This is a genomic window from Microbacterium arabinogalactanolyticum (assembly GCF_030268005.1).
Taxonomy (GTDB): Bacteria; Actinomycetota; Actinomycetes; order Actinomycetales; family Microbacteriaceae; genus Microbacterium; species Microbacterium arabinogalactanolyticum.
Window position 1 is genome coordinate 1,461,338 of the sequence record NZ_BRZC01000004.1, and the last position, 11,964, is coordinate 1,473,301.

Annotated in this window: 10 protein-coding genes; all 10 read right to left on the minus strand. The window is 71.0% G+C overall.

The genetic code is table 11. The features are described 5' to 3' along the window. Positions 1-11: 11 nt before the first annotated feature. Complete coding sequence (locus tag MIAR_RS11375; RefSeq protein WP_285635587.1) at positions 12-1,787, minus strand: type VII secretion target; 1,776 nt, start codon at positions 1,785-1,787, stop codon at positions 12-14. 16 nt (positions 1,788-1,803) lie between these two features. Then, positions 1,804-2,541, minus strand: coding sequence for a hypothetical protein (locus tag MIAR_RS11380; RefSeq protein ID WP_285635589.1), 738 nt, complete (start codon positions 2,539-2,541; stop codon positions 1,804-1,806). A gap of 99 nt (positions 2,542-2,640) precedes the next feature. Continuing rightward, positions 2,641-3,909, minus strand: a complete 1,269-nt coding sequence (locus tag MIAR_RS11385) for a S8 family serine peptidase (RefSeq protein WP_285635592.1) — start codon at positions 3,907-3,909, stop codon at positions 2,641-2,643. Beyond that, positions 3,909-5,225: a type VII secretion protein EccB gene (gene eccB, locus MIAR_RS11390; RefSeq protein WP_285635595.1), complete on the minus strand. Its 1,317-nt coding sequence runs from the start codon at positions 5,223-5,225 to the stop codon at positions 3,909-3,911. Before eccB ends, MIAR_RS11385 begins: the two co-directional genes overlap by 1 nt. Before the next feature lie 3 nt (positions 5,226-5,228). Beyond that, positions 5,229-6,581, minus strand: coding sequence for a type VII secretion integral membrane protein EccD (eccD, locus tag MIAR_RS11395; protein ID WP_285635598.1), 1,353 nt, complete (start codon positions 6,579-6,581; stop codon positions 5,229-5,231). A gap of 87 nt (positions 6,582-6,668) precedes the next feature. Continuing rightward, entirely contained in the window at positions 6,669-7,382 is a 714-nt protein-coding gene (locus tag MIAR_RS11400; protein ID WP_425561580.1) for a hypothetical protein, read from the minus strand. Then, positions 7,382-9,040: a serine/threonine-protein kinase gene (locus MIAR_RS11405; protein WP_285635601.1), complete on the minus strand. Its 1,659-nt coding sequence runs from the start codon at positions 9,038-9,040 to the stop codon at positions 7,382-7,384. Before MIAR_RS11405 ends, MIAR_RS11400 begins: the two co-directional genes overlap by 1 nt. Then, on the minus strand, positions 9,037-10,545 hold the full coding sequence (locus MIAR_RS11410) for an FHA domain-containing protein (RefSeq protein WP_285635604.1): 1,509 nt from the start codon (positions 10,543-10,545) through the stop codon (positions 9,037-9,039). The genes MIAR_RS11405 and MIAR_RS11410 overlap by 4 nt, the downstream gene beginning before the upstream one ends. After that, positions 10,542-11,360, minus strand: a complete 819-nt coding sequence (locus MIAR_RS11415; RefSeq protein ID WP_285635608.1) for a PP2C family protein-serine/threonine phosphatase — start codon at positions 11,358-11,360, stop codon at positions 10,542-10,544. The genes MIAR_RS11410 and MIAR_RS11415 overlap by 4 nt, the downstream gene beginning before the upstream one ends. Continuing rightward, positions 11,357-11,964: FHA domain-containing protein (locus MIAR_RS11420; protein WP_285635611.1), on the minus strand; the 608-nt coding region annotated here is incomplete at its 5' end. The genes MIAR_RS11415 and MIAR_RS11420, both read right to left, overlap by 4 nt.

The window sequence follows — 11,964 nt, forward strand, 5'->3', positions numbered from 1 at the left end:
GCTGTTCACGTTCAGTTGCCGAGACGGCTCGACCAGGCCGGAGCCGCCGGGTCAGCCGGCAGCGGGCGGGACTCAGCATCGATCGAGGCCGAGAGGTGCGACTCCGCCGCGGGCGTTCCGATGGTCCCGTCGACATTGAGTCCTGGGCGGACATCCGGTCGCGAGTCGCCGACCAGATCGTCGAATCGGGGGCGCTCGTCCGGAAGGGGCTCGCCCACGATGCGGCCGTCAGGGCCGGGCACGGGCTCGCGGCCGCCATCGACGTTGCCGTCGGTGCCGGTGGAACCGTCGGTGCCGGTCGAACCGTCGGTGCCGGTCGAACCGTCCGTACCGGTCGAACCGTCCGTACCGGTGGAACCGTCCGTACCGGTGGAACCGTCCGCACCGGTGGAACCATCGGTGCCCGTCGAGCCGTCCGCACCGGTCGAACCATCCGTACCGGTCGAACCATCCGTACCCGTGGAGCCGTCGGTGCCACCGTCCGTGGTCGGAGGCGTGTCGCCGCCGTCCGTTCCGACCTCGGCGATCGGCTTGTCGCCGTGGTCGGCGATGTCCTGCCCGGAGGCCTCATGGTGCAGATCGGCCGCCTGGTCGCGGAGATCGGCGGCCTTGTCACGCAGCTCTGCGGCGTCCTCACGGGCATCCGCCACCTCGTCGGCAGCGGCGTCGCGCGAGTCCTCGAGCTTCTCGATCTGCTCACGGATCTCGGCTGCCTCGGCACGCTGCGCGGCAGCGTCGGCACGCAGTGCAGCTGCGTCCGTACGACTCTGCAGCGCACCCGCCGGGTCACCGGCGGCATCCTGCTGCTGCGCCTTCAGGTCGAGCTCGGTCCCCTGCCGCTCGAGATTCGTCGCGCTCTGGTCGAGCTCCTTGGCCTTGGCCTCGAGCGCGTCGATCTGCTTGTCGATGGCGTCGACCTGCTCCTGCGCCTTGTCGGCGTGCTGATCAGCCTGGTCCGCCTGCTTGTCCAGCGCGTCGGCACGAGCGTCCAGCTGATCGGCCTTGGCGTCCGCCTCGGCGCGCGCCTCGTCATCCGCAGAGAGGTCGCCGTCCACCGAGCCGTCCACGCGCGGGTCGTCGACCGACCCGCCACCGCCGAGGCTGCCGCCGGCACCACCGCCGCCACCGCCACCACCGCCGCCGCCCCCACCGCCGCCACCACCGGTGTTGTTGTTGGTGTTGGCGCTGCCGGGATCGTTCTTCTTCTGCTCTTCCTCGGACTTCTGGACGGTCTTGTCATAGTCGTCGGCCGTCAGACGGAGGGAGTCCGCGAAACCCTTGTGCGCGTCAGGAGCACTGTGCAGCAGCTGCGCCATCGTCACCTGGAAGTCCGCGTACGCCTGCGCCGCGTCGACGCCGAAGAACGTGAACGCCGACGCATCGATCGTCAGACCGTCGGCCGCACCGGCGATGGTGCCGTAGGTGTTCGCCGCTTCGTCCCACAGACCGGCATCCTTGCGCAGGTACTCGGTCTTGACATCGACCTTTCCCTCCTCGCCGAACGACGATGCGGCCGGCTGCGGCGACGGCTCGGGAAGAGCGGACTCCCCCTCGATCACCGGCAGCTTGTCCGGCAGGTCGTTGGTGATGTCCGAGACGCCCAGGTCCGGACCTCCGAAGAGGTGGGACCCGGCGCTCACGATCTCGTCGATCGGGGTGGCCGCGTCGACGACGTTGCCCAGCGCGCCGATGAGGTCACCCTCCATGATGTTCTTGCCGGCATCGACGATCTCGTCGACCGGAGAGACCGCATCGACGACGTCACCGAGAAAATCTCCAAATCCCATTGCTCTGCTCCTTGTCTCAGCGGATGCTGCCCATGCGGCGCAGCATTTCCTGAGGATCCCGGGTCATCTCCATCAGCCTCTGAACGGCCGGGAAGCCTTCGTACGTGTTCTGGCGGTCACTCGCCGCCATGACCATGACGTTGTTCATCGCGCGAACGATCTCCCGCTCGATGATGCCGTCGTTCGTGTTGCGCACCCAGCGCTCATCGAGAGTGATTCCGGTGATGGTGGTTCCGCGGCGCGAGACCGTGACCGTCTTCGCGGAGTTGACCGCGTCCCGGACCTGGCTGCCCCTCTGGTTCACCTTTTCGAGGTAGGCCTCGCGCTGGTCCCTCGCTTCGTCGATCGCCTCGAGGATCTCGCTGCGCGCCTCCGCCGCCGAGCTCGTCGTGGGGTCGCCCAGCGTGAACTGCGGCGCGGGGATCGTGACAGGGGTGTCGTCCTCGTCCTGCTCCTCGAAGCCCCCCATCAGCTGGTCGAATCGCTTGCCGAGCGCGGTCTGGTAGCACAGGCTCACCACTGCGCCGAGTCCCGTCTCGCCGATCGTGTCGCGCCAGTCCTCGTCGAGGACGAGGGCCTCGACCGCACCGTTCTTGGCGAGGGTCAGCTTCACGGCCTTCCGATCATCCTCGACCGTCACCGGGGTCATCTGCTCTGCTGCGGTCGCAACCGACCTGAGCTCGCGCTGCAGCTCCGCTGCGGTCTCACGCAGCTCCGCCATCAGGCGACCGGCATCCGCCATGTCCATGCTCACGTGGGACTCCCTACTGTCGTGGACCGTTGAAGCAATCCTACGAAGAGGCGTCCGAGCGCCATAGGGGGAGGACTCCCCATGCAGCGCTGCCCATCCGGCTCAGTCGCTGCTGCGACGGGAGCGGGCTCGGGCGAGCAGCAGCAGGATCACCGAGATCGTCGCCCCGGCCCCGAATCCCCAGCCCACGATCGCGCGGGCGGGGTCCAGCGGGTCGGCCACCGGATCGATGTCGACGACCCGGGTCGGGGCCGGAGAGGGCGTGGGCGTGCCGTGCGCCGGCGAGGGCGGGCCGGGCAGCATCCCGTCGTCGGCGAGCGCCAGTGCCGCGGCGGGGCGCACCTCTCCCCATCCGACCGTGTCGCTGCGCTCACCGGGCGACACGCGCATGGCCGACTGGGTGAGACGGAACGCCCACTGGTCAGGCGACTCGTTCGGGAAGCGCGCGGCGACCAGGGCGGCAGCGCCCGCGACGACCGCCGTCGCGTAGCTGGACGACGCGGAGTCGGCGTTGAGCACGCAGTCCCCGCCGGAGATGTAGGCGGTCGGCATCGACTGCCCCGGCGCCGCGATGTCGACGTGCGGGCCCGCGAACGAGGAGTCCGCGTTCCAGGTGCCGTCCTTCATCACCGCGGCGACGGCGAGGGCGCCGGGGAGCTCGCCGGGGTAGAAGTTGGTGGGATCCGGCCGGTTCGAGTCGGCGGTCTTGCGGTTGCCGGCGCTCGCGATCACCAGCGAGCCCAGCGAGTGGGCGTAGTCCACGGCGCTGCGATAGACGTCGGCGGATCCGCTGTCGGACAGCGACACGTTGATGATCTTGGCGCCGTGCTCGGCCGCCCAGCGGATGCCGGAGGAGACGGATGCCGCCGACGGCACCACCAGGTCTCGCGAGGACCCGCCCGGTTCGGGAGCGGATTCGAACGCCCGAATGGGCATGATCTTCGCCTCGGGCGCGATGCCCACCACGCCGGAGCCGTCGATCTGCCTGGCGGCGATGAGCCCGGCCACGGCCGTGCCGTGCGCGGCGACGTCGGCGGTGGAGGGCACTGAACCGTTGCCGAAGCTCGTGAAGCCGGGCACCAGGGCACCCTGCAGGTGGGCGTTCCCGGCGTCGACGCCGGAGTCGACCACCGCGACGGTCACGCCGTTGCCGCGGCTGAGCGACCAGGCCTCGTCCAGGCCGAGCCGCTTGACGAGGTAGCTGGGCGTGGGAGTGAACAGCCGCTGAGCCGGGGTGCACTGCTGATCCGCGTCGACGACGGGCGCCGAGGGAGTCGACGTCGTGGCCGGCGCTCCGGCGGGGAGCCCCAGGCCGAGCACCGCCAGCACGCCGACGGCAGCGGCCGCACTGCGCAGAGCGCGCCCGCGCATCACTTCGCCTGCCCCGGCGCCGTCCTCTGCGCGATCGCCTGACTCAGGGTCGGGCCCTGCTCGAGCAGCTGCGTCCAGGCGGCGGGCACGGTCACTGCCTGGGTGGTCTTGTATCCCAGGAGCTGCAGGTCCGTGGCGGTCTCCACCGGGAAGAACACGCCCGCCTCGGAGACGAAGCCGTACGTGGACCCCTGGCCCGTTCCGCGTGCGCTGACCGCCACGCCGGCACCCGGCTTGACCTTCGTCCCCGGCTCCAGGTCGCGCGGGCTGTTCGTCACCGAGACGGCCGGGCCCTTCGAAGTCGACTGCATCTGCAGGCACACGTCGGACGGGTTCTCGGGCTTGACGGGCTCGCGCTTGGGCCAGTCGCCCGGGAGCGCGTCGGAGTTCACGTCGCGGAGGTCCGTCGCCTCGGCGACCGTCATCGACACCGGCTTGATGCCGACGTACGCGGTGAGGAGCTGGCGTGCGAACGGCGTGGCCGGCACGAGCCGCCCCTTGCCGTCCACGATGTACTCGCCGACGACCTTGCCGTCGGCCTGCGTCTGCACGGCCTGGCCGACGACCAGACCCGCGGTGCCCGTCTCGGCCTTCAGCTCACCGCCGAGGTGCACCGCCAGCGGCGTCCCCGGCGTGACCAGGTTGAGCCACAGCGCCGACACCGTCGGAACCGCCCGCACATCGTCGATGCCGAGGAAGACGCTGGCGACGACCGCCACGTTCTCCTTGTCGACCTTGTAGCGGCGATCACCCTGCACGTACCAGTAGCCGCCGTCGTCATCCTTCACGAGCGCAGCCTGATTGGCCGCGCCCGGCCGGTCGCCGAGCAGGCGGGTCGAGATCTCCAGCGGCGCATCGGAGGCCACGCAGCTGAGCCAGGCGCCGGTGTACTGCCGATCCGGGGCGGGAAGGTAGTCGGGGGCGTCCTCGATGCCGACCGGCATGGGGTCGCGCTTGATGTCGTCGAGCTTGCTCGCCGGCACCGACGTGATCTTCGTCGTACCGCTCAGCAGGCGGGCGCTGGCCAGGTTCCTGACCGGGTACAGCGTCTCGCCGATGGCGACGTAGCGCGATCCCTCGCCCTGCACGACGATGATCGCGCCCTTGCTCCAGTCCTTCGGCAGGCTGCCGGTGAACGTGCCGATCAGCAGGGAGACGATGATCGTCAGGATGCCGAGGGCGATGCTGACGACCACGCCGCGCAGCGGCTTGCCCGGGGGCAGCTCACGTCCGCCCGGCGCTCCACTCGTGAACGCGGTCTGGAGCCGACGGCGGTTGAAGGCCTGGGCCTGAAGCAGCTCGGTCTTGGATGCCATGGATCAGAACCAGCCTCCGGCGATGATGGCCAGGGGGAGCAGCAGGGCGATCGTCGCCCACTCGGCGAAGTCGGCGAAGCGGGTCAGACCCAGTCGCACCTTCGAGCTGAGCAGCACGATCACGATGACGCAGACGGCCGCGACGGCCAGTGCGATGACCAGGCCGCCGATCCAACCGGGGTGGGAGATGACGGCCGCGACGATCACGAGGGCGACGCCGAGCAGCACACCGGCGACCACGATCACGATGTCGAAGCGGGAGTACACCTGCCTGGTGCCCAGGAACATGCCGGCGTAGGTCACCGCGCACAGCAGCAGACCCCAGAACCCGGAGGCGACGACGGGAACGGTCGCGACCAGCACGATCAGGCACAGCGCGATGCGCAGCGACACCTGGTAGCGGTGCGCGCGGCCGTAGAGCTTCGCGACCTGCTCGGGCGAGATGTGGGCAGGTGCGTCATAGACCTCGGAGTCGTCCCGTGCCGAGACGACGCGCAGAGGCACGGATGCCAGCGCCATCCACGGGGCGCCGAGGCCCGCGATGCCGGCGACCGCCATCGCGGCGGCCAGGGTCGCGGGGACGGGCGCGCCGAACCAGGTGATGACGGCACCGATCACGAGGAACACGACGCCGAGGGCGACCGGGATGAGCCCGTACTCGCGGCGGCTCTTCAGCGCCAGCATGGTGACGACGCCGAAGACCAGCATCGCGGCGCTGCCGACGACGATCGGCAGCCCCCAGCCCGGGCCGCCAGGCAGCGCGGTGTATCCCGCGACCCCGGCGAACAGCGAGGAGACGAGTGCGAGGGACATGGACGCCTGGGTGGGCGCACCGGTGCGGTCCATCACGAGCGCGCAGATCATGAGCACGACGGCGGCGGCTCCGGCGCCGGCGGCGGTGATGATCGAGCGGGAGTCGACCCAGGCCCACACCGCGGGGACCAGGCCCAGCAGCAGCAGCACGGATGCCACCACGGTCGCCGTGGTCACGGAGTTCTGCACCGACCAGGCGGGCGCGTTCTCCTCCACGACGTCGGCGACGGCCTCGACCAGGTCGTCATAGCGCTTGGACACTGCGGCGCTCGCGCCCTGCTCGAGCACGAGGAAGTCGCCGTCGTGCACGTTCTGCGCGGTGAGCGTGCGGTCGGGATCCAAGGCGGAGCCATCGGCCCTGACGAGGCGGAACCCGGCGGACGCCGACATGCTGTCCAGCATCCGCAGACGCCGCGTCAGCGACGGCAGCACCTCCGCGACCGGCACGCCACCGGGCACGCCCACATCGATGCGCTCGGACTCCCACTGCACCGAGAGGCGCACGAGCTGCGACTGCGCGACAGCCGTCGTCTGGGGCGACATGAATCCCTGCTTTCGTTGAACCGCGCGTTTCACACTATCGCGCGCTCGATCTGCTCCTTGCGGCGTCCGGCCGACCGGTGCGTCGGACTAGGCGTCGACGTCGTCGTCGGGGACGAGGACCGGGGCGTCCAGCAGCGCCAGATCGTCCCTGGTGACCAGTCGGCTCGACACCGCGTGCTCGACCAGGCGCGCCCGCCGGTTGGTAGCGAGCTTGCCCTGCCCGCCGCGCATGCCCTGGACGCCGATGCGGTCGAACTTGTCGCAGACGTTGTCGAGCTTGCGATTGAACCGCGTGCTCGTCCAGCCCAGTCGTTCAGCGGCCTTGGCGGAGCTGGGGATCTCGCTCGTCCCGGTGCCCTCGCGACGCAGCACCGGCTCCGCCAGCGCGAGGATCAGCAGCTTCTGGCTCTCGGTCAGCGGCACGTGCCCGATCGTCGACTGGCCGCCGTCGGCCGCCTCGCGAGGCGCGATGCGGAACGCGGGGCCCTTCGCGTGGATCGTGAACTCGTACGTGGTCGGCCCGGCGGTGAAGACCACCGTGGTCTGCTCGAAGACGATCGGCAGCCGCGCACCGGGTGCGAGCCAGGCGTTGACTCCTCCCGAGGAGTCCGTCACCGTCGCGGTGAGCCGCGCCCCGACGTTGGACAGCCACCACAGCCCGTCGGTGTTCGAGATCTCCAGGAAGTTCCTGTGCAGGAAGAGATTGTCGTCGAGCTCGAGGTCGCCCTGCCTGCCGACGTGGAACGGCTCGTCGGGATCGAGGGAGAAGTACTCCCCCGCGTACTCCACCGTGATGTCCATCAGCCCACGCACCCCCTGACCGGATCGGGCGAGGAACGCCCGTCAGCCCTCTTGATCAGCACCTCGACGCAGGTCGCCCCGGTACGTGCTCCGTCCAGGGTGACGCTGGTCTTCTCCGTCGTCTGCAGAGTACCCGGCCCGTCCAGGGTGTACTCGTACCAGATGTACGAGTCGCCCTCCTCGGGGTCCGGGTTGGTCCACGTGAACGTCACGACACCGGCATCACTGGTGCCCTTCAGATCGGCGACGTTCGGCACGAGGCCCGCGATGGGGTCCTTCGGCTGCGGCGGCGCTGCCGTGGTCTTGTCGGGCGTGGGCGTCAGTCCCCCGGCCAGCGTGCTGGCGAAGACGATGCCCAGCACCACGGCGACGACGCCGACGGCCGCGATGAGCCAGCCCCACCACGGCATGCCGCCGCGGCGGCGTCCGGTCTCGAAGAGATCGTCGGATGCCGAGGCGCCCGACTGCACGGCATCCGCCTGGGTCGCCTGGACGGCGGCCGGAGCGTGCGGCGCGACCACCTTGGGTCCGCCGCGCAGCACCGTGGCGTCGTCGTCATCGGCCTCGGCGGTCGCGGGCGCGGCGGCTCCGCGACGCTGGGTGCGCATCTGCGTCTCTTCCAGCGCATCCGCCGACGGACGGTCGAAGCGCGGCACGTCGGGCGTGCTCGGCTGCTTTCGCACCGTGGTCGCGGAGGGGCGGGTGGCCGACTGCGTGTCCGGGTTGATCGACCGGACCTCGCGGACGCGCGTCAGGCCGTCGTCGTCGTCCTCCAGCTCCTCGTGCGAGGGGTGCTCGTCGACGATGTCGATCGGGGTCACGGAGTGCGCGAGCTCGATCTGCACCTTCTGCAGCGCACGGGCGAACGCCACCGCACTCGGGTAGCGGTCCTCGGGCCGCTTGGCCATCGCCCGCGCCAGCACCGCCTGCAGGCTGTCGGGCACGTCGGCGCGATCCACCTTCGGAACGGCCATGCGCTCGATGCGCTCGATCAGATCGGCGCTGGAGTTGCGCTCCCCCTTGCGCTCGAACGGCGAGCGGCCGGAGAGCAGTGTGAACACCGTCGCGCCCAGCGCGTACACGTCGGTGCGCACGCCGGTGGTCGGGTTCTCGGCGAAGGACTCCGGCGGCGACCACGGGATCGACATGCCCGCGGCCTCGCTGTCGGCTGCGGTGGTCGACGCGATGCCGAAGTCGGTGAGGGCCGGCCGGTTGTAGACCGTGACGAGGATGTTCGCGGGCTTGATGTCGCGGTGCAGCACGCCCGCCCGGTGCGCGGTCTCCACGGCGCCGCTGACCTGCACGCCGACGCGCAGCGCCTCGGCCACCGAGAACGGCTCCTTGCGGGTGCGCACCTGCAGGTTCGGCTTGGGGCAGTACTCCATCACGATGTACGGGCGGCCGTCTGCGGCGACGCCGGCCTGGTAGATCGTGACGATGGCGGGATGTGTCGACAGCATCGCCATCACGTTCGCCTCGTTGGTGAACTCCTCCGCAGCACCGGCGCTCAGCCGATCGGCCAGCAGCACCTTGACCGCGACCTCGCGCTTGGGCAGCTGCTGCTCGTAGAGGAACACGTCGGCGAACCCGCCGGTCCCGAGCGGCCGGAGGTACTCGAACCCCTGCAGCTCGGGAGGCGGAGAGGGAGCGCGCGTCATCGCAGCTCCTCGACGGTGACGGTCACGCCGTCGCCCACATCGATGACGTCGCCGTGCAGCACCAGGGTCTGCTCACCCGGGTGCAGGCGCACCGGGTCGGCGCCGGGACGCAGCAGGGTGGAGCCGTTGGTCGTGTGCAGGTCGATGACCACGACCGAGTCGCCCTCGGGGCGGACCTCGAGGTGGTTGCGGGAGATGTCGGATTCCGGGCTGTCCACCGCGATCAGGTGCGGCATGGTGCTGCCGCTGGTGCGGGTGGAGCGCGGCTTGCGCCCGATGATCACCGTGCGGTCGAGATCGACCACCTGGCCCGTGGAGAGACGGATGCGGGCGCCGGATGCCGCCGCGGGCGCGTTCTCGAAGACCGGGATGGCCTCGGTCGGCGCGTCGGGTGCGGAGGTCGCGGCCTCGGCGCGCAGGCGCCGGGCCTCCGCCAGCGAGATCGTCGCGCCGTCGTGGTCGCCGATGTCGTCGGTTACGCCGTCCTGCGGTGCGGCAGCAGGGAGCGGGGGTGCCGGCGGGATCGGCGTGACGAAGCCCGCCATGGTCTCGGCGACGTGCGGGGAGTCCTCGTCCGCGGCGTGCGGCGCGATCGTGGCGGCCACGTCGGGTGTGATCGTCGCACCCAGGTCGGGCTCCTCGGCGGGTGCGGCCTGCTCGGGCTCCACTGTGGGCGCGGGAGCGGCGTCATCGGCCGCGGCGCGTGCCAGCAGCATCTGGTCCGGGGTGATCGTCTCCGAAACCCCCGTGCCGTCGGCGTCGGGGGCGGAAGGCTGGGATGCCGGCTCCTCGGCGGATTCGGGCTCGGCGACCTCTGCGTACTCAGGCGACACCTCGTCCGACGCTGCGTCCTCGGATGCGATGTCCGAAGCGTCCTCCGGCTCGGCGACGTCATCCGTCTGCTCGATCGCCTGCTCACCGTCGGAAGCCGTCTCGCCCTCGAGCTCGCCCTCCGGGCCGTCCCCGGCCTCCTCGAGCGCCTCAGCGTCGGCCTCGGGGGCATCGTCCGTCTGCTCGCCGTCGACGACGAGAGCGGCGTCAGCGTCCTCCTCCGGCACGGCCTCGGGCTCGGGGACCGTGAACGGCTCCCCCACCCGGACGCCCGAGGTGAGCACCACACCCGAGCGGATCGGGTATTCCACGGCATCCGGAGCGTCGCCGATGCGGATCTCGAACCGCGGCTCACCCGCGATGTAGCGCTCGCTCCACGTGGTGATGTCCTCGCCGGAGAAGCCCTCGTCGAGCCCGGTGGTCACGGTCACCGCGCCGCGCACGGCGAAGCGCGTGCCGCCGGGGCCGATCAGGGCGACCGCGAACGACCCGAGGCCTGTGATGGCGCCGCCGGAGAGCACGTCGATGACCTCGGTCAGCGCGGGCACGCCCCTGCGCAGCATCTCGGACAGCGCCACGACCTTGTCGGCGCCGGCGTCGGCGGGCAGCGCGGCGATGCCCGCGTCCTCGACGACGACCTGCCATTCACCGGGACGATAGATCACGTCATTCATCGCATTCCTCCATCCGCCGCCGCGCGCGGGCGCGTGTCGGCAAGGTCCTCGTCCTCATCGGCCTGCACGTGGATGCCCCGCACCGACGCGACCGTCAGCGCATCGACGATCACGACCGTGACGTTGTCGCGGCCGCCCGCTCGCACCGCATCCGCGGTGAGGATCTCCGCGGCGCGCTGCGGGTCGCGCTCGCTGCCCAGCACCTCGGCGATGCGCTCGTCGGACACCTCGGTGGTCAGCCCGTCGGAGCAGACCAGCATCCGGTCGCCGCGCTCGGCGGGGAAGAGCCAGTAGTCGGCGTCGCCGACGCTGCCCGCGCCGATCGCACGCGTGATGATGTTGCGCCGAGGGTCGGTGTTGGCCTGCTCGGGGGTGATCTCGCCCTCTTCGATCAGCTCCTGCACGTAGGAGTGGTCGACGGTGATCTGCTCGAGCTCACCGTTCGAGAACTGGTACGTGCGGGAGTCGCCGATGTTCAGCACCAGCCAGTAGCCGAGTCCGTCCACCGTGGCGACCGCGACGCCGCTGAGGGTCGTGCCCGCGCCCGCGGAGCCGTGCTGGCCGATGGCGCCGACCGCCTCCCGAGCGGATGCCAGGGTGTCGCGCACCTGCGCGATCGAGAGCGCGTCCTGGCCGACCAGGGCCGAGAAGTGCTCGATGACCGTGGCGCTGGCGATCTCGCCGGCGTCGTGCCCGCCCATGCCGTCGGCGACGATGAACAGCGGCGCGTTCGCCAGGTGGGAGTCCTCGTTGAGCTTGCGGCGGGCCCCCACGTCGGTGGAGCGGCCGCTGGCGGTCAGGATCGGCGCGGTCACACGTAACCTCCGACGGTGACGATGCGGTCGCCGATCTCGAGCGCATCCCCCAGACGCAGGGGCACGCGAGTACCAGGGGGGCACGCGATGCGCACGCCCTCGCGCACGATCACGGTCCCGTTGGTCGACTGACGGTCCATCACCCAGCCGCCGCGGGCGTCGGCCCCGGCCTCGAAGTGCGTCTTGGACAGCGAACGGGTCTCGTCGCGGACGGCGACATTGACCGCGCCGTCGCGCTCCTCGGGGTTGCGGCCGAACACGGTGCGCCCGGAGACGGTCGCACGCTGCCCGTCGTCCCAGGTGAACACCAGGCGGTGACCGGGGACGCTGATGCGCGTGGACTCGATGTCGTCGTCGTCGGGGTCCGTGACGAGTGGTGCGGACGCGGTCGGCGCTGCCATCGGCGCGACCGGGTTCTCCGCCGTGACGGGGACGGCAGCGGGCGTCGCATCCTGCGGCGCGGATGCCAGCTCGGCGGGGGCCGGCGCGACGGGAGGCACGGAGCCCAGGCGCGCGGCCACCGTCTCGATCGGCGTCGGGCCGGTCTCGGCCGGCACGGGAGCCGGAGCCGCCGGGGCCGGGAACGCGGGCGCGTCCGCAGGCG